At 37.1% G+C, this 18,972-nt stretch carries 19 protein-coding genes; all 19 read right to left on the bottom strand.

What is annotated here, in order from left to right; translation table 11 throughout:
- Positions 1 to 108: 108 nt before the first annotated feature.
- Positions 109 to 669, bottom strand: a complete 561-nt coding sequence (locus AC4HCY_RS06720; protein ID WP_491095657.1) for an accessory gene regulator ArgB-like protein — start codon at positions 667 to 669, stop codon at positions 109 to 111.
- Between the two features lie 5 nt (positions 670 to 674).
- Complete coding sequence (locus AC4HCY_RS06715; RefSeq protein ID WP_491095656.1) at positions 675 to 818, bottom strand: cyclic lactone autoinducer peptide; 144 nt, start codon at positions 816 to 818, stop codon at positions 675 to 677.
- Between the two features lie 512 nt (positions 819 to 1,330).
- A complete protein-coding gene (locus tag AC4HCY_RS06710; RefSeq protein ID WP_323430534.1) occupies positions 1,331 to 1,588 on the bottom strand; it encodes a hypothetical protein in 258 nt (85 codons plus the stop codon).
- Between the two features lie 23 nt (positions 1,589 to 1,611).
- Positions 1,612 to 2,310, bottom strand: a complete 699-nt coding sequence (locus AC4HCY_RS06705; RefSeq protein WP_323430535.1) for a hypothetical protein — start codon at positions 2,308 to 2,310, stop codon at positions 1,612 to 1,614.
- A gap of 220 nt (positions 2,311 to 2,530) precedes the next feature.
- Positions 2,531 to 2,677, bottom strand: a complete 147-nt coding sequence (locus AC4HCY_RS06700; RefSeq protein WP_323430536.1) for a cyclic lactone autoinducer peptide — start codon at positions 2,675 to 2,677, stop codon at positions 2,531 to 2,533.
- 110 nt (positions 2,678 to 2,787) lie between these two features.
- Complete coding sequence (locus AC4HCY_RS06695; protein WP_491095655.1) at positions 2,788 to 4,101, bottom strand: sensor histidine kinase; 1,314 nt, start codon at positions 4,099 to 4,101, stop codon at positions 2,788 to 2,790.
- On the bottom strand, positions 4,091 to 4,822 hold the full coding sequence (locus AC4HCY_RS06690) for a LytR/AlgR family response regulator transcription factor (RefSeq protein WP_323430538.1): 732 nt from the start codon (positions 4,820 to 4,822) through the stop codon (positions 4,091 to 4,093). The genes AC4HCY_RS06695 and AC4HCY_RS06690 overlap by 11 nt, the downstream gene beginning before the upstream one ends.
- Positions 4,823 to 4,989: 167 nt before the next feature.
- Positions 4,990 to 6,090 carry an ABC transporter ATP-binding protein gene (locus AC4HCY_RS06685; RefSeq protein ID WP_491095654.1) on the bottom strand — a complete coding sequence of 367 codons (1,101 nt, stop codon included), beginning with the start codon at positions 6,088 to 6,090 and terminating at the stop codon, positions 4,990 to 4,992.
- 9 nt (positions 6,091 to 6,099) lie between these two features.
- The gene (locus AC4HCY_RS06680) at positions 6,100 to 7,458 is read right to left on the bottom strand and encodes an ABC transporter permease (protein ID WP_491095653.1); all 1,359 of its coding nucleotides are present in this window, start codon (positions 7,456 to 7,458) and stop codon (positions 6,100 to 6,102) included.
- 16 nt (positions 7,459 to 7,474) lie between these two features.
- A complete protein-coding gene (locus AC4HCY_RS06675) occupies positions 7,475 to 8,749 on the bottom strand; it encodes an efflux RND transporter periplasmic adaptor subunit (RefSeq protein WP_491095652.1) in 1,275 nt (424 codons plus the stop codon).
- Complete coding sequence (locus AC4HCY_RS06670; protein WP_491095651.1) at positions 8,736 to 9,611, bottom strand: carbohydrate ABC transporter permease; 876 nt, start codon at positions 9,609 to 9,611, stop codon at positions 8,736 to 8,738. The genes AC4HCY_RS06675 and AC4HCY_RS06670 overlap by 14 nt, the downstream gene beginning before the upstream one ends.
- 11 nt (positions 9,612 to 9,622) lie before the next feature.
- Positions 9,623 to 10,495: a carbohydrate ABC transporter permease gene (locus AC4HCY_RS06665; RefSeq protein ID WP_491095650.1), complete on the bottom strand. Its 873-nt coding sequence runs from the start codon at positions 10,493 to 10,495 to the stop codon at positions 9,623 to 9,625.
- 312 nt (positions 10,496 to 10,807) lie between these two features.
- A complete protein-coding gene (locus AC4HCY_RS06660) occupies positions 10,808 to 13,009 on the bottom strand; it encodes an ABC transporter substrate-binding protein (protein ID WP_491095649.1) in 2,202 nt (733 codons plus the stop codon).
- 204 nt (positions 13,010 to 13,213) lie between these two features.
- Positions 13,214 to 13,909 (bottom strand): S8 family serine peptidase, encoded by a 696-nt coding sequence (locus tag AC4HCY_RS06655; RefSeq protein ID WP_491095648.1) that lies wholly within the window; start codon positions 13,907 to 13,909, stop codon positions 13,214 to 13,216.
- Between the two features lies 1 nt (position 13,910).
- Entirely contained in the window at positions 13,911 to 14,174 is a 264-nt protein-coding gene (locus AC4HCY_RS06650; RefSeq protein WP_491095647.1) for a peptide maturation system acyl carrier-related protein, read from the bottom strand.
- 18 nt (positions 14,175 to 14,192) lie between these two features.
- Entirely contained in the window at positions 14,193 to 15,311 is a 1,119-nt protein-coding gene (locus tag AC4HCY_RS06645) for a TIGR04066 family peptide maturation system protein (protein WP_491095646.1), read from the bottom strand.
- Entirely contained in the window at positions 15,311 to 16,474 is a 1,164-nt protein-coding gene (gene ccpM, locus AC4HCY_RS06640; RefSeq protein ID WP_491095645.1) for a Cys-rich peptide radical SAM maturase CcpM, read from the bottom strand. The genes AC4HCY_RS06645 and ccpM overlap by 1 nt, the downstream gene beginning before the upstream one ends.
- On the bottom strand, positions 16,475 to 16,759 hold the full coding sequence (locus AC4HCY_RS06635) for a hypothetical protein (protein ID WP_491095644.1): 285 nt from the start codon (positions 16,757 to 16,759) through the stop codon (positions 16,475 to 16,477).
- Positions 16,760 to 16,779: 20 nt separating this feature from the next.
- On the bottom strand, positions 16,780 to 18,942 hold the full coding sequence (locus tag AC4HCY_RS06630; protein ID WP_491095643.1) for an ABC transporter substrate-binding protein: 2,163 nt from the start codon (positions 18,940 to 18,942) through the stop codon (positions 16,780 to 16,782).
- Between the last annotated feature and the right edge of the window lie 30 nt (positions 18,943 to 18,972).

Below are 18,972 nucleotides of genomic sequence, written 5' to 3'. Positions count from 1 at the left end.
TTAAATTTTCAATAGATTTTTTATTTAGCGATTGGAAGCTAATTCAGCTATGGTGTATTCTTATTTAAATATCAAGAATATACCTAACTTTGCAAGTTTTAAAACCACTTAACTGTTTTTTACCTTCCCTATAACCAGCATAATGCTCAGTGCAGACATTGATGCTGATATACATAACGAAACCCCATTCACTCCCAACGCCATCATCAAGAGCATAGTACATAATTCTACCGCAGAAATGACTCTTGTCCACTTTTTATATACTGCTGCTTCTGTTTCATCTAAGGGCTTGTTGGCATCCTCTACCGGTGCAAGGGCATAAATAATTATTCCTGCGGTCAATGCAAGCCCTATGACATTGAAATTCGTCCCTGGAATAAGCTTTATTGCTAAAAGCACTGATGCGGTCAGCACTATTGATAAAAAATAACATCTTGATTGTGTCTTTGCATGATAGCCTCCTGCAAATGACCGCAACGGAATATATACAACCATGAACAAAATGCTTTGCCAAACCATCTTGAATAAAAAGCCAATTGCTATTGTTGTAAGCATATTGACAATTATGAGCAAGCCTTGTTGTAAACCGTATTCATATAATTCTCTTTCTTCAGCTCTTATGGCTCCATTGACAATAAGCTTGTCTGTAATCTTATCAAGCAAGTTCATAGCAATTAAAATTTGCGAAGCTTTTCTGCACCTTTTGGCAGCTTGGGTTGATGAATCAGCCAGATACATGTTGTATTTACATTCATTGCTGTGACCATCAATGCAAGACTGGCAATCACACCGCTAAACTTTACTAATGTTTTTCTCATAACCATTACCTCCCATAAATTTTATTATTTCTTTAGCTTCATCTTATAATAAAAAATACCCCTCATGGGGTAAGTTGGTAAAACTCATATATGTTTTTGGTAAAACTTACAATTCTTCGTCCAAAAAAGTATTGACTGGGTTATACATAAGCACATCCGCATAGAACATTGTGTCCGTATGATGAATATTTATTGTTCCGTTATATTTACCAATTGCTTTTTTATAAGGATAAAAAAGTTGCAACTTACTTGAAAGCTGTATATGGCTTAGTAAATGAGGATACCATCTTAGAAAAGCTCCTTATGTCCAAGGAAAAGCAGGATAGTTATAACTTCTATGCTATATCTTTCTATCATCAAATTTACAGAGTTTACCGCCTTAAATCCCGCTCATAACAGGCGAAACGGGCAATCTAAGACTACCCGTTTCTATACAGAAATCCAATAATCGCCCGGATTGTTCCTTAGTGTTGCCCTATCTTACTCGCATCCGATATTCCTCCAATTACGCCTTATTTTTGAGATAGTTTTACATATTTATATAAAGCATATATCCAATGTCCTAAAACTGTTATACTGATTATTATAATATAATTTTTATCTTGCGGCTTTACAATTAGTAAAAATGATATGATAATCAGCATTAATAATGATGAAGCGATTAAATTGCTTTTGTATTTTTCATGTATCTTGCGAAGATATAAATCTCTTAAAACTGCAATTGCAGAAGCTATAAATGCGATTACTAATATATAATTTCTGTTTCCCATATAACCCTCCCTATAACAATAATTTATGCACCATCATACCAAGGATATATTTCAGTTATATCAGGATCAGCAGGTATATGATAAGTATAAAATGCTACTCCTTTATAATCACTTTCAACAAAAGCATCGTTTATCCAATCACTATAAAAAGTTAATGAAAGGGCAACTACAGAAGTTATAACTGAGATTGCTGTATAGCTAAATGAAGCTATAGATATTCCACTAAATATTTTGCTACCTTTATTAAGATTGTCTAACATTTTTTGTGTCTTCAATTTACCGAAATAGCTCACATATTCGAATTGATTTATTTGAACACTACCTTCTCTTCCATTATCACCTATTTGTCCCATTATAATAATATCATCATTTATATTTTTGTTGTAAACAATCACTCCTTGACTGTTTACCGTTAATCCATTACTCTTTAAATCTTGTAATAACTCTACCTTGCTTTCATATATTTTCTTTGCAAGCCCTTTTGATATATTAGCCTCTTTCGCCAATAAATCTATATTATTCAAGTCTAAATAGAGATACTTTTCTTCATCATATTTTAAATGTTTTTCTATAACCTTTTCAATAGCTATTATATTTTTAATGTAGCTTTCATAATAATTCTCATAATTTTCTTCCTTTTTTGCAGCGAATATAGGCGTGGAGACAATTGTGAAAGCAATGGTTAATATTAAAAAGCATGATAATACTTTTTTATTAGTCATTAATAATCCCTCCATTTTCACTTTCAAATTACTGTTTCTCGGCTTTAAGCATTTTATGAAATAATCCAATGCCTGTAAAAGGATCATCTCCTACTAGATGCGAATGTAGGATAGTACGTAATCTAAACCCATTTTTGCAATTCTGCTAATTCTCTTTCTTCGGCTCTTATAATTCCGTCAGCGATTAGATTATCTGTAATCTTATTAAGCAAATTTACAGTCATTTAAATTTACGAAGCTTTTCTGCGCCTTTTGGCAGCTTAGGTTGGTGGATCAACCATATACATGTTGTATTCACATTCATTGTTGTCACCATCAATGCAAGACTGGCAATCACGCCACCCAACTTTATTAATACCTTCTTCATGACCATCACCCCCTCTCCTTATATTTTATTAAATCGCTAGCTTCATCTTACAATAAAAAATACCCCTGATGGGGTAAGTTGGAAAAACTCATATATGTTTTTGGTAAAACTTACAATATTTCTTTTAAAAAAGTATTGACATGGTTATACATAAGCACATCCGCATAGAACATTGTGTCCGTATGATGAATATTTATTGTTCCGTTATATTTACCGATGGCTTTTTTCACGCTTCTCAGCCCAAATCCATGGTTTTCCTTCTCCTTATTGGTTGTTTTAAGCTTACCGGCTTTATAAAGAAGATTACCATCAAATGGGTTGGAAATGCTTATGTATAATATGTTTCTGTCTAATTCTAAAGAAGCTTTGATCACTTTTGCCTTTTCCAGCTTTGATGCTGCTTCTATAGCATTGTCAAGCAAATTGCCTAAGACAATGCTCAGATCAAAGGGATCAATATTCAGTTTTTCAGGAATGTTTAGGTTTATATCAACTTCTATACCTATTTTTTCGGCTTCATGAATTTTATAGTTCAATATGCTATCCACTTCCGTATTGCCGGATTTTATATATCCATTACCAAAATTTATAAAATCAAAAATACTTTTCATATACTTCAAAGCTTCTATACTATCATTTTTTTCTATCAGCACCTGCAATACCGACATATGATTTCTTAGGTCATGCCTGAGGATTTTAATATTCTCTTGGGATTGATTGATGATCTCCAATTGTTTGATATAAGCATTGTTCTGATGATACAGCAATTCTTTTTCCATTTTTTCATGGTAGGACTCCATCAAAGCATCATATAAGTAAAACACAAATATATTTATAATAAATAATATTAAAATTCCTACCAAAACTAATGATAAATCATATTCACTTTTTGCAACACCGAACATAATAGTAGAAAATAATGTTCCTATGGGTATTATAGCTATTGCTAACCAGTGCATAGGAGAAATTTTAACTTCATTTTTTATCATTTTAAAGTTTGAAAGAGCAAGCATCACGATATATGAAATCATTTTGCTGCTGAGCAAAGCGATGATCAATTCTATATCAGCACTATCTGTAAACCGATTTAGATTAAGGAATCTTAATCCAAATACCACTAAAGCTTCAAGGGATAAAAGTATTACATAGGTAAGAGCGGTGGCAATCAGCCTTAATTTCCATGTGGAAGAATAGTTGAAGGTCAGCAGGAAAAAAAAGATGAGATTTGCACATAGATTGACAGCAGGATTATCGAAGGTTATGTATATAGCCCCTATGACTATGTAGTACAACACATATGTAATGAATTCTACCTTCTTATTAGTCTCATGCCGTTCGAAAAAGATGCACATGAACTTAAAAATTGTGTAAGCGCCAAAAACATTGGATAGCAAATAAATGATATCATAGCTATCAAGCATCATTCTTTTCCTCCCTCTGCCTCATTTGCAGAAGCCTGTCACGAACCTGCTTTCTATTCGGCTGGCTTATAGGCAGGACAGCATGATTTGACATTCTAACCTGGTCATATTGTGACTCGATCACGTGAGCGTAGTTTATCAAATAGGATTTATGAATAGATATGAAGTCTAATTTATTAAGCTGCGTTTCAATCATTGACAGCTTTCCATAGAACTCTTGTATTCCATTTGTCAGATTGATTTCTATCTTCTTGCCATGGCTTTCAAAATACAGTATATCTTTTACCGGTATCCTATGATAAGAGCGCCCATTCTGATATTCAAAGACTTGATCATTATTCTGGATAAGCTTTAAGGCAGTCTTAAATACTTCCTCTATTTTTTCGTATTTAATAGGTTTGATCAAGAAATTCAGCGGCCTTATCTCAAAAAGCTCCATTGCATAGCTGTCTTTTCCTGATATGTAGACGATGTGGGTATCCTGGTTGTTCATTTCCTCACGGATTTTTCTTCCTACCTCTACGCCATTCATCACAATCAGTTCAATATCCAGGAAGATGATATCAAAGTATACGCCTTCATAGAGAAATTTGCACAATTCCTCCCCGGAATGGAATACCTCGATTTCCACTCTTTCCTGGATAGCTTGGCCAATTTGTTCCAATGCGTTTTTCATCTGTACACAAATTGCTCCTTCATCATCGCAAACAGCAATATGCAGCATGAAGATTCACCTTCCTATGGTTATAATATTAATCCGCACAACGATAAACAAAAATATTTCCTGTCATTTTAAAGGAGCAAAGCGACTGAAGAATCTAAAATAAGATCCTTCGGGCATAGCCCTCAGGATGACAACGAAGCTGAACTTTCATAACAATGAAGTCTCGTTCAACAGATGACCGAATCCTTTGTGTCCTTGTCAAAGACGTGGATTTTTTCAGCATCAAAGCACAGATCCATATAGCTGCCTATATAGGCTTTATGCCTTGAATCTGCCTTGACTACCAGGCTGCCGCCCATAAGCTCCAGATAAAAAAGATTCTCAGAGCCCAGTATTTCCATAAGCTCCAATCTCAATGACAGGGCTTCCCTGTTCTTTTCTTCTGCAACCCTGATATTTTCAGGCCTTATACCGATTATTACCTCTTTATCCTTATACCCGGATTTCAGCAATGCTTCTGAAGTATCAGCAGATGCTTTTACCTTAAAGTCTCCGAATTTAAAATAAGCATATCCATCTTCTGCCGACACACGAGCATCTATAAAATTCATCTGAGGGCTTCCTATGGTAGAAGCTACAAAGACATTGGCGGGCTTATCATAGATGGTCTGGGGATCGGCAACCTGCTGTATATAGCCTTCATTCATCACCACAATTTTGGTCCCCATTGTCATGGCTTCCGTCTGATCATGAGTCACATATATAAAGGTGGTGTTCAATCTATGATAGAGCTTCACGATCTCTGTCCTCATCTGGACCCTCAGCTTTGCATCAAGATTTGATAAGGGCTCATCCATGAGAAATATTTTGGGGCTCCTCACAATAGCCCTGCCCAACGCCACTCTCTGCTTCTGGCCTCCGGAGAGCTCATGGGGCTTCCTCGTGAGCATGCTGTCTATGCCAAGGGATTTGGCGGTTTCGGTTACCTTATCATATATAACCTTTTTATTTACCTTCCTCATCTTCAACCCGAAGGCCATATTGTCAAAAACGGACATGTGGGGATATAGGGCATGGTTCTGAAAGACCATGGCTATATCCCTATCCTTTGACTCCACATGGTTCATCAGCTTGTCATCCATATAGAGCTCTCCCTTTGTTATTTCCTCAAGCCCTGCTATCATTCTCAGGGTAGTGGTCTTACCGCATCCCGAAGGGCCTACCAAAACCACAAATTCCTGAGAGTCAATGGAAAGACTCAGATCCTTTACGGCATGAAAACCATTCTCATATATTTTATTAATATTTTTTAGCACAATCTTACTCATCTTTTACCCTCACAATCCCAGATTCGTATATTTATCACTGCCAACCACGGCTATAGCGAAAAAGCCTGCCCATAATAATATGATAGTTTTTACCGGCAATTCTGCGGTAAGTCCCATCATATGAATAATAAAAAAGGACAGCAAAATCGAAGCCCCGAAGCCGTAGCTCAAATACCTTACAGCTTCTGCATCGCTATGGAAATATCCGCTTATGTTCCTCATTATAAAAAGCAAAATATAGAGCTCGCAAAGCAAAGACAGCATAAAAATCAAGCTTCCCTGTTTGCTCAAAAAGCTGATGACCAGATTAGGATTGAGAATGTAGGAATTATCCGTCTTGATGAATTCCGACAGGGCATTCCTCACTGCCCCGAAAATTTCTTTCATGCTCATAGGGTCCTCCGGGAAGCTTTCCGGGGAAATATACAAATCAAAAGAGATTTCCTTCCAAATCAATATCACGGCAGTGAGAATTCCCGCTATCTTTCCGAGGGCAGTTAAAAGCTTTATGCCCATATCTTTGATCATGTTTGAAAAATAATTGTCTCTCAAATAGCTTTTCGAAAGCTCTATAAAATTTCTAAAGATTTTATAGGCAGCAATAAGCAAGCAGCATATGCAATATATTCCCATGACAAAAAACAATATATCAAACCTCTGTTTGGTCATTATTCCGAGCTCATTCCAGTCCTCTATGTAAAAATCATCAGGGTTTCTGCCTATCAAAGCTATTTTATCCTCTATCAAAGCCTTATCCAAAGAATCCTCCCAGGCCTTAAGCTCAATATTTGGAATTTTGCAGCCTTGATTCGCCTCTTCCATTATGCTCAGAGGTACATATGCATAAGGCAGATCCTTTTGTATAAGCCTCCCGGCTATAGATAAGTCATCCCCTGTAATTCCGATTATCTTAAATTTTTTATCAAACATATATATATCCAGACCTATTACATCCGCCGAACCAAAAAGTTTTTCTGCCAGCTTCTCATCTATGACCGTCACATAGTTTTCATCCGCATGATCCTTTTCATTTAAAAAGGAGCCTTTCCTTAATCTCATATTATAAAATTCGTTGTATTCTCCCTTTATACCGCAGATCAATGCTCCGGCTCTGGACCGCTCCGATGCTGCCTGCCCCTTATTGAAGGCATAATAAGTCATGAGCTCAGGAGCCAGTATCCTCTCCAATTCCTCCGCATCAGCCTTATCAAAGGCATCTTCGAGCAGCGAATCCCCCTTAAGCCTGACGGAGAAGCGCTCATACCCTACATTCCCGTATAATTCCTGAGTTTTGAAATATATTGATCTGGTAAGGAGCATTGTCAGAATAAAAATAAATATGGCTGCAAAAATACGTCCCTTTCTCATCCACCCCCACCTCACTTTATTTATCCAGTATTACGGAGCTTCCGTCATACAGGCTCTTATTGCTGTAGACTACAACCTTTTCGTTGCCCAGCAGTCCCGACAGTATGCCTATATAGCTGTTATCCGAATCGCCTACCGTCACCTTGCACCTTGAAACGCTATACTCCTTGCCAAGAGGCCCCTCTCTCTCATCCAGGACAAATACATATTCCCCGTCGCTGTCCTTTCCTATCGCTGATCTGGGCACTATTATGTCATAGGAACCTATCTTCTTTTTCAGATAGAGCTCTCCCGCTTCCCCTCCCAGCAAGTCTGCCTGTCCCAGGTCCACCGCAACAGTTTTCCTGTTGTGATCTCCCTTCTTGTCGCTTATGGCTTTTATCTCTCCGTCTATGGACATATTTCCCCTGTTCTTGATCCTTATTTGGACCTCGTCTCCCAAATTTATGTACTCGCACAATTGGCTGTTCAAATCCACCTCTATCTCAAAGCCGCCGGTCATATTATCCAGTATACATGCAGGGACAGAGTCATCAGGCATCATGCCTTTTTTGAAATTTATTTCCTTTATTATGCCGTCGGAAGGAGCAACAATGGTACAGTTGTCAATCTCTTCCCGTATATCCCTTATATCCAGCTCCTTCTTGGCTATTGCAAGCTTTGCAGACTCTACATCCCTGGAGCTGTTTTGCTGCTGCAGCTCGAAATCCTTCTGCAGGCTGTCGAGCTGAGACTTTGCCGAGTTGTATTCCCTCTCCTTGGCTTCATATGCACTTCTCGACTCGGCACCCTTCTCATACAATGCTTTATATACTAAATAATCCTGCTCCTTTAAGGCTAGATCCTCCTCCAATTCCTTGAGCTTCTTCTCATAGGAGTTCACACTGTTTATCTCTTTATCCGATATAATACCCTCATATTGGAGCTTCAGTTCTGAAAGCTCAATATCGCTTCTCTCCAGCTCCTTTTCCAATTCCCCTTTATCGATTATCATGATGACCTGGCCTTTTTTTACCTCATCCCCCGGGCTGACCTTTATATCCTTTATCCGGCCTCTCACGGATACATAATGCTCTACCCTGTCCTTTGCCTCTATTATCCCCTCACCCATTATTTCCTTGGTCAAGCTGCCGGAGCCGATGCTCTCAGCCCTGACCTTGGGCAGAGTCCAGCTATAAAAGCTCTTGGAGAAAAAGGTAAGGACTATGATGACACCAAAAAAAATTTTGGCCAGATTTGATATTTTCTTTTTTCTATCCCCTACCGGCTTTTTTACTTCAGATATATTCACCCTTTTCCACCCCTTCATCTATAACAGAATGTGAAATGCCTTCCACCAAATAGTTTTCTCCATACAAGAACATGAGCAGCATGGGAAGCATGTATATTATGCCGGCTGCAAATGCAATGCCAAGCTCCGCATTGTTTATCCTCGAAAGATATATGGACAAAGGATATTTATTGGCATCCTTCAGGAATATCAGGGGCTGCTCAACCATATTCCAATTGTCTATAAAGGATAATATGGCCAGAGACGCTATACCCCCTTTAGATAAGGGCAGTATTATTTTGAAAAATATTTGTATCAAAGAGCAGCCGTCAACCTTCGCTGCTTCTATGCATTCGTTGGGAATGGTCATCATGAACTGCCTCAGCAAAAACACTCCAAAAGCTCCAAAGACCCCGGGAAATATGATAGATGAGTATTTATCAATAAGCCCTAATTTGTCCAGGGTTATATAATTGGGCACCAGAGTGACCTGAAAGGGCATCATCATGATGATGATATATATGAAGAACAAGAAATCCCTGCCCCTAAAATTCAGCTTGGCAAAAACAAAGGCTGCCATGGAGGATATGATGACCTGCCCTGCAACAATGGGTAATACTACAAATACGGAGTTCCAGAACATCCTCAGGAATTTATGCTTGGCAATGAGAACATCATAGTACTGCCTTAGGGTTACGGAGTTTGGTATCAGCTTGATGGAGAAGAATTTTCCTTTATCCTCCTCGTCATAGCTGGTGTAATTATCGTTTATCTCCCGGCTGCTCATAAAGGAATTGGTCACGGTAAGCATCAGAGGAAACAGCATCAATAAAGCCAAAGCTATGAGAATCGCAGTGGTGATCTTTGCATTTATCCTGCCCATCCTTCTACCCCCTAATTTCCGATGGCATCATTAATTCTTTTTTGCACCTTGAACAGAATGAAAACGAATATGTAGATCACCAAGGTCATCAATATGGCCGAAGTGACCAGCTTATGATAATCCAGCTTTCTGAAGGCATTGTTCATATAGTGCTGAAGCATATATATGCTTTGATGCGGATAATCCCCTGCCAAAAGATATACCTCTCTGAATACCTTAAAGGAATTGATGATGGATATTATTATTACAAAAAATGTGGTAGGCATAAGATAGACAAGTGTGATGTGAAAGAATTTTGCTGCCGGTCCTGCTCCGTCTATGCTTGCGGCTTCGTAATATTCCTTGGGTATGCCTTGAAGCCCTGCAAGAAACAATATTATATTATAGCCTACGTTTTTCCAGATATATATTGTTATGACAGCTATCATGGCATAGGATGAATTCATCCAATCAATAGGCGCTATATTAAAAAAATCCAGTATCCGGTTTAAAAATCCCCTGTAGTCGAATAAGAGCTCGAAGAAGATTATGACAGATGCTACAGGCACTACCAGCGGCACTATAAAGGCAGTCCTGAATTCATGGGAAAAGCGTATCTTCTTATTCAAAAGCATGGATAGCAGCAATGAGAGGATGATTATAAGAGGAACGCTTATGCCCGTGAATATGGCCGTATTGGCAACAGCTTGCTTATAAGCGTTGTTGCCGAGAAGACCTATATAATTTTGGATGCCCACAAACTTCCCATTGATGGGACTGTCAAAGAAAGAATATATTATCATCCATATAAAGGGTATTATATAAAATATCAATAAGCCTATAACGCTTGGTGCAATGAGAATCAGAGCCATTATGGTTTCCTTTTTTTTAAATTTTGAAAACATAATCATCTTCCTTATTGCATTATTTTGATTATATACAGTATATTAAACACATTAAATCTCATCCGTGAGAGGAACGACCGAAGGATCTAGATTCTTCGCTTACGCTCAGAATTCTCATGCGGTATCCGCACAACGATAAACGAAAGCAGCCCCGGTCATTCTGAAGGAGCCTGCGACTGAAGAATCTCAAATTGGATCCTTCGGGCATAGCCCTCAGGATGACAACGAAGTTAGTTCTTTTATATATAGAACCATTATATCAAATTTTACCATATGGCACAACAAATGTGAGTATGTGCTCAATCTTCCATGCTACTCATTAAGATACAATTGCACCTTGTTTTGTATGCCCTTGGCTGTTTCTTCGGCACTCTTCTTATTGTCCATAAAAGATACCAGTTCTTTTTCTATGATGGAACCCAACTCATCATAGAATTGACTTCTATTAAGCGCATTATTGATAACATTCCTTATCTGCTCTATTTCACCATCTGTAATGGCATGTTTGAATTCACCGGGATGCTCCGATTGGTATTTCCTGAAGCTTTCTAGGGCAAAATCATCCGCCTTTTTATTTATTACATAATCATTTCGCTCCGCTAATTGCTTTTGCATCTCTTCAGACAGCAGATACTTTATGAACTCCCAGCATTCATCCTGGTATTTTGTGCTTTTATTTATATATATGTTTCGTCCTTGAAAAAACATCGTACCTGTATGTATGCCTTTTGGGGCGGGAATTATCTTAAAGCCATTTTTGAAAGCCTCTCCCAGCCAATCGGATGATTCATAATAAATGCCGGTCCCGCTATTTAAAAAGAATAAAATGCTGCTTGTATCTATTCTGTTTGACGACTCTATAAAGGAAACCTCATCTATATCCGGATGGAATAAACCTTGGCTTTCCATGAATCTATACATTTTCAAAATGTCCATAAATTCCTGAGTATCGAATCTTGCAATTTTTTTCTCCCGGTCTATATAATAGTCCATATCCTGAATTATCATCGTATACAGCGGCATCCAGCCATTTACGAGCTTAGGAAGCATGTAGCATTCTCTGTCAGAGGAGCTTTCCCTTATCTTCTCAGCTATATCGTAAAAATCCTTCCATGTCCAATTCTCAGGTATCTCTATCCCTTTTTCATTCAGGAGCCCTTCATTTACAACAAAGCATTCAAACATATAGGTGAGGGGGAGAGCATAGAGTCCGCCATTATGTCTTGAACCATCGATAAGGGATAAATAATAGTCATTGATATCGAATTTCTTATCCTTCTTTATCATTTCATCCATATTCACAAACAGTCCCTTATTCATGTAATCCTTGGTATAATAGCCAAAGCCGCATAGTATATCAGGGCCTTTCCCTGCCATCAGCTCTGTATTCAGCCTTTCCCTGTATTCTTCATAGGGAATACCCCTTGTATTTATCAGATTTATCTTTATATCGGAATGTTCTTTCTCAAATTCTCTAGCCGCATTTGAAAGAAAGCCCAGGTAATCCACCGCTTCAAAATTCAATTCTATCTTGTCTGCTTTTATATCGGGTTTTTCATCTGTTTTTATATATTGAAATAGCTTGCTCTCATCCTTAAAGCTCCCGCATATATAGATGACTTCATCCTTATCTACAGCTATGGCATCCACATATTCAACGGCAGAAAGCTTGCTGTAATCCAGAAGCTTGGATATATTATCCTTTTCCACATCATATTTTGAAATTATACTGCGATTTAAACCATAAAGGGTTTTTGTATCTTTGTTATAATATATCATGTAGGGCCCTTGTTCTTTTGGATATTCTTTTTGCCATATGATAGAGTATTTCTTCGTATCCATGCCTTCAAGGATTTTTTCATAGGTTTTGGTATATCTCAATGTGATCAAATTATCATTTTCATCCAGGTCCATATCCCAGTATGTATCTTTTTCAAGCTTATGCAGGTTATTCAGCTTTTCATCGAATATTTCTATAGAGCCGTTTAATTTCAAAGTGTACATATTCCCTGTGCTGTCTATTTTTATCTTCCTTATTATTTCATCTTTAATATTCTCACTGTTCCCTATTTCTTTTATTTCACTTTCATAAGCTACCTCTTTATTCTCTTGTGAGTATATATGAAGCTGTCTTTTTATTTTGATTATTTCATTATCACCATTTCTCTCATACTCTTGAGTCAACATATATATGTCATCGTTTTCAGAAAAAGCAAATAAATTTCTGCCGCCTCTGCCCAACTCTATTTTTTCTGCTTTTTCTTCATTTTTCCCCAGAATGGATAATTCCGCTTTATCATAATCATAGACGCCTATTTCATCCTTATGGCTCAAGTCTATCGAATCAAAGTTTTTGATCCCAAGCAAATCGCTCACTATTATTTCCTGGTACATAAAGGAATCTTCTGCATCTTTATCATTGCTCGCCTCTTTACCCCCTTTGCAGCCGGATAATAAGCAAATCAATACAATGACCAGGGCAATAAGCATCGCCCTGGATAGTGTTTTTTTCATGCTTTCGCCACCTCATTTCCACTTTTGTATATCCCTGCCATCATCAATTATACAGCTAATTCTTTAAGATAGAATCAATAGATGTTAAGAAAGTATTAAGATTATGAAAAGTATTTATAAAATTATCCATTTGCAGCTATTAATTATAAACATATACCTCATCATCGTACAAAACAAGCATAAGAAAAACAAATATGAGGCTGTCTATTTCACAGCCTTCTCCAAAAATATTTCTTTAATTTTTGTTAGCGGTAGATTGCCATTATGGCCTATTATGTCTGCTATAATGGCTGAAATCATGGGAACGGCATAGCTATTCCAATTTGATGTTGTTTTTTCCTCTCCCTGATAATTCACCAGCCTATGTCTGCCGCAAGCCGTTATCTCAATACCGTCGGCAGATTGAAAATTATAAGTAAACTGCCCTTCTTTCAATATATCGCTTTTATCCGACTTTATGCCTAATACATTATGGAAACAGGCGGGATAAGTTGCTATATCCTCGTTAGACTTGGCAGCGACAATGATCAGACCTTTATCAGAAGCTTTATCTGCAATTTTTTTCAATGGCTTCTTGTCTTTACTGTGTACTGTTCCTATACTCAAGTTTATTATATCTACTTCTTTATCTATGCACCATTTTATTCCATATATCAGCCTCTCTATATTCCCCTGCATATTATCATTGAGAACCTTAATGCTGCTTAATTTTGCATCGCTGCAATATTTCTTTATTATCCCTGCACATACTGTTCCGTGACTGTACTTGCATCTGTCATACCCATGCCTGTCCACTGCTTCAAGATTTTCGGTAATTATAATATTATGCTCTAAATATAAGGGACCATAGTAACCTTCGTTTACTCCATCATCAATTATTGCAACATGAATATCTCTCATTTCATATAACCTTATGGCCCTCTTGAGAAGTTATAATTGAATAGATATTATTAAAGCTTGAAAACTTGCCTTCAGCAATAGCTTCCTGGGGAATCGTTATCCCAAATTCTTTTTCAATTGCATAGAGCAAATATACCAAGTCCCTTGGCCTAAGGTCAAAGCATTGACTCAGAAGATGCTTGTCTAAATGCGATTCACTCATATTGTCAAAATCCAATTTTACAATATCTTTAAAAATTCTCTTCAGCTTCTGTATTTCTCCCATTTGAATCCCTCCTCTAGTTTATAGTACATCTTCAATTGCTTCTTCCCCGGAAAGTACATTAACAATATATCTGGCTATATTTCTTTGATCATTTTCGTTCAAAATGTTAAAAAAAGCTTTATTAGCACCCTCATATTTATTCTTTTTATTGTCTATAAAAGCTCTATCAACCATGAGATAGCTCATTTGCCTGGACTGTTCCACCTCTGCATAATCTATCTTTACATTGGATAGGTTGAAACAATCTATAGGAGTTCTAAATCTATACCTGGTCAATAATTCTATTTCCTTGAAAAAATCTGCATTATATTCTTCATAATATATGCTCAATATCGAAGCATCTGCATTTACAGCCTGGGAAACCATATAGGGAATTATACCGAAGCCCTGTGCAATATCTTTGTTTATTGCCATAATGCCTCCCGGTATCCCGATGATTATCACATCCGGCTTCTCGTTAATTTCTATTCTTTTTACCATCCTATTGAATAAAATTACTTTATCTTGTTCAGCTATGTTATTGTTAAGCATAGAATTCGGAAAAGAATGAAAGCCAAAAATATTACCGTAATTTTTACTCCCGATTTGGCTTACATTATAGCCTAGGCTTTTTAACCCTTCCCATAGCGAAAGCTGAATATTGAATTTTTGAGTTCTATCTCCAAGCCCTAAAACAAATATGACAGGCACATCTATATCCAAAATATTAGTAAACTGGGGCATGTCCGGCTTTTTCTCATCCACAAAGTGCCGAAATGAAACATTATTGTTACTGCATAACTCCTCCAAAAGTTTTAAGTGGGAAGATTCAATTCTCTTAAGGCTTATGATATCCTTACCTTTGGAAGCCAGAAGCTCTAGCTTTGGGTAAACTATTTTTTCGAAATCAAGCTCCTTAAATGAATCTACTAAAGCAACAGCATCATAATCCTTATCATTATATTCCTCAAAATCTTTGACTACTTTAAACCCAAGCTCGTCTCCCCCGTCAGCAGCTCCTGCATCCTTGCCTACCAATCCCCATCCTCTGGGGGAAACAGCTCCTATAGAGTCAAAAGCTTTGTTGAGATGATTGAATCTTATCAAAAAAGCAGATTCACTGTCATATGGATATACCAAAGCTCTTTTCCTATCCATCACAATACCTCCTCTTCCAAAGCATATGCTGCTTCATCACTGAAAGCATATCCCATTTCCCTCATCATGCAATAGTTTTTCATCCGCTCTTCAGTATTATGCCTAACTCCGGCACAATTGGAAAGCTTTTTCTCCCTAGATAGTCCCTCTATATTATCTGCAAAAGCAGCACATAAATCACAAAATCTATAGGCCCAGCAATTCCTACATATATCTTCTGTAAGCCTTCCTATATTAAGGATTTTATCCATTTTATCCAAATCAAAGCCATCATATATATTGCCGATTTTCATATGCTCCGATAATTCGCTGACTCTCTCGCAGGGATAGAATGTGCCGCTTGTATCCATGAAAAGGCGGTTCAACCCCGGAACACAAGGCCCTCCGTGATGTTCTTTATTGGATACGCTTTTATAATTCTTTCTTTCATTTATGCTTTCTATAGATCTTGCAAACTCAGTTTCATATAACTTGGAGGCATAGTTTTTATTCAGCTTTCCCAGCTTATAGAGCAGGAATTTGAATCTTTCATAATTGCTGTTAATATAAAAGCTTTCTTTCATCCTTATATCTTTATTTGAATATTGATTGCTTACTAAGGCGGTATTTATCCTAAAATCCTTGATGTCCTCATATTCACAAAAGAACTGGTTAGTACAGTTAAAGTCTGTGGTACCATCCAATACCGCATTGAAGCTTATGTTTTTCTTTACATATTCAGGATGCTTTTTCTTCAATTCGGCTATGTTTTCCATTATAACTTTAAATGTCCCTTTCCCGTTGGAAGCAAACTTACGATTTTTATCGTGTATCTCCTCGGGACCATCTAAACTTACCAATATATGAATATCATTCTCAGCCATATATTCAGCAGTCTTTCCATTAAGCAAGGTTCCGTTGGTAGTCATATTGAAAAATATATTTCGTCCCTCTGCCTGCTCCTTTGCATATTCCACGCATTGCATGATAAAATCCGGTCTCAGCAAAGGCTCGCCTCCATAAAAGCCTATGTTTATCATATTGGATTCAGATGAGTTTTCTATCAGAAAATCAATGCCCCTCTTTGCAATATCAAAACTCATACTCTTATCATCATGTATCCTATTCTTATACGAACCCGAATAAACGCAGTATTCACATCTCAAATTGCATTGCTGGGTCACCTACAATGTTATAGAACTAAGCCTATTTTTTATAAAATATGGAATCAATGGTGTAAAGGAATGCTCCATTTTTCTGACTCTCTTTGCTGATAGAAAACCTTGACTGATCATTTCCTTGATCTTCTCTTCCAGCTCTTCCTTGATTTCAGAAGATCCATTTCTTCTTTTGTTTATGTATTCATATAGATTTCTATTTATGCTTAGAATGGAATTGGTATTGACATCATATAGATAATACCCTTGCCTGGTATCAAAAGTATGTATAAAGGAATCCTTGATATCCAATTTCTCACCCTCCTTTACTATTACTCATTGAGATACAATTCCACCTTGTTTTGTATGGTCTTAGCCGTTTCTTCTGCGCTCTTGCTGCCGGAAAGGTATGCTTTGATTTCCTCCCATATGGTATTGAACAATTTATCAGGGGCTTGCAAAGCCGCATTTTTATTGAGGTTATTCTTAATTTTGTTTGTAGCCTCTATAATATTTTTGCTGTCTTTATTATAGTTTTTAAACTCTTCATATACAGCTTCCTGCCTTTTGTTATCGGCTTCTTTATTAATGACCATACTTTTTTCACTCAGATAAAACTGTATGTCCTCACTCAAAAGATATTTTATAAACAGCCAAGCTTCTTCTTTCTCGCTTGAGCCTTCCAATATGCTTGCGTTATAGCTTAAAAAAGGAATGCTATTGCTATACTCGCTTCTGGGTTCGGGTAAAACAACAATACCCTCAGGATATGAGCGGAATATAAGTATATTGTGGTATGTCACCGGCCACCCAGGATAGAACAGGGTCTCATTCTCAATAAGTTCCTTATTTCTTCCCCCACGCACGAGACTTTGCGCTTCAGGATGTATATATCTGTTACAGCTCTTTATCTCTTTCAGCAGCTTAATAGTATCCAAGAACTCTTTAGATTCAAATTTGGCCTCCTTTTTGTCCCAGTCAATAGTATAGTCGAGAATATCTCTAACTGTGTTTTGGAACCAATAGTCTTCATCTTCCATAATTTTAAGTAACCCATAGCATTTTTCTCCCTTTTCATTGGCTTTATTTATTGCTTTGTAAAAATCTATCCAGGTCCAATCAATGTCTAACTCTATATTATTTTTCCCCAATAAGGCTTTGTTGCCAACAAAGGGTTGTATTTCATATAATACGGGAATTATATATAGTTTCTCTTTATACCTCGAGGCTTCAATGATGTTGTCAATATAGTCATTTATATAAAAGTCTGCATCATTTTTCGCTGCTTCCTCCAAATCTGCCAGAAGGTTTTTTGAAATATAGTCTTTAACGTAATAATAGCCAAATAAAATATCTGCCTTGCCTGCCAATATTTCCGTATTTAGCTGGTTAATATCGTTTGTCTCTATGAGATTCACATGTATATTGGGATATGCGTTATGAAACTTATTTATTATACTCATAACCTCTTGCCTAACATGATGAGGATAAGGTGAATAAAAGTAAACATTTATTTCTTTTTTAGCCGTTGCAGTACCATCGCTCTCATCTACTTGAGTTTTGATATATTTAATAATCTTCATTGCGCTACCGCTTTTCCCCAGGGTATATATGTTTTCTTCTTCATCTATAATGAATCGGAATATATTATCCAACCCCTCTATCTTTTCTCTCTTAGCTATATTTGCTTTTATATTTCCTTTATCATCGCAGCTTGCAATGCCTTGAGAGTTCAATATAAACAGGTTCTTACTTTTTATGTTGTAATATATGGATTCCGGCACGTCGCTTTGGTTATAATTCTTCTTCCATATGGATTTATTATCCTTACCCGATACTTTCTCTATATAAGCTTCCGGACTGGTGTCATAGCATAATCCCATTATGTTGTCTTCTTCATCTATGTCTATGTCCAGAAACTTTTTCCCTTGAAGAGTGGTGACATTTTTAAGCTTTGTATCCAATACTTCTACTTCTTCGCTCACTTTCAAGCAATATATATTCCCTTTGCTGTCCGCTTCTATTCTTTCCACAAGCTCTCCCGTAAGGTATTTGCTATCCCCCTTGATTTCTACTATTCCGCTTTGGTTTTCAATAGCATCACTTTGAGCGTCGCATACCTGCAGCTTTCTTTTTAGTAATATATTCTCGTTTTTATCATTTTTCCCACGGTATTGCAGCAGCGCATAAAGCTTATTATCCTTGTCAAAGGCCAATAACCCGTCCCAGCTCTCTCCTGCTTCTATCTCTCCAGCTTTAGTGCCTTCCTTGTCAAATATGTATATCTTTTTTTCATAGTAGTTATATACAGCCAGTTCTCCGTTGCTTCCCATGGCAACAGATGAAATGCCCTTGCCTCCATTGGCTGAATATATTTCTTTGGCTTCATATATGAATTGCTCCTGCTCTTTATCGGTGCTGGTAGCAGGATTTGCCCCGCAGGCTGTAGTGAATATTATGCTTATGACCATGAAGAAGAGAGTTAATCGCTTCATTTTCACTTTCCCCCAAATCTTTTATAATCC

This window comes from Lutispora sp. QWL-02, from assembly GCF_058315355.1.
Note: the sequence above shows the minus strand (reverse complement) of the source record. Positions and strands in the feature narration are given on the sequence as shown.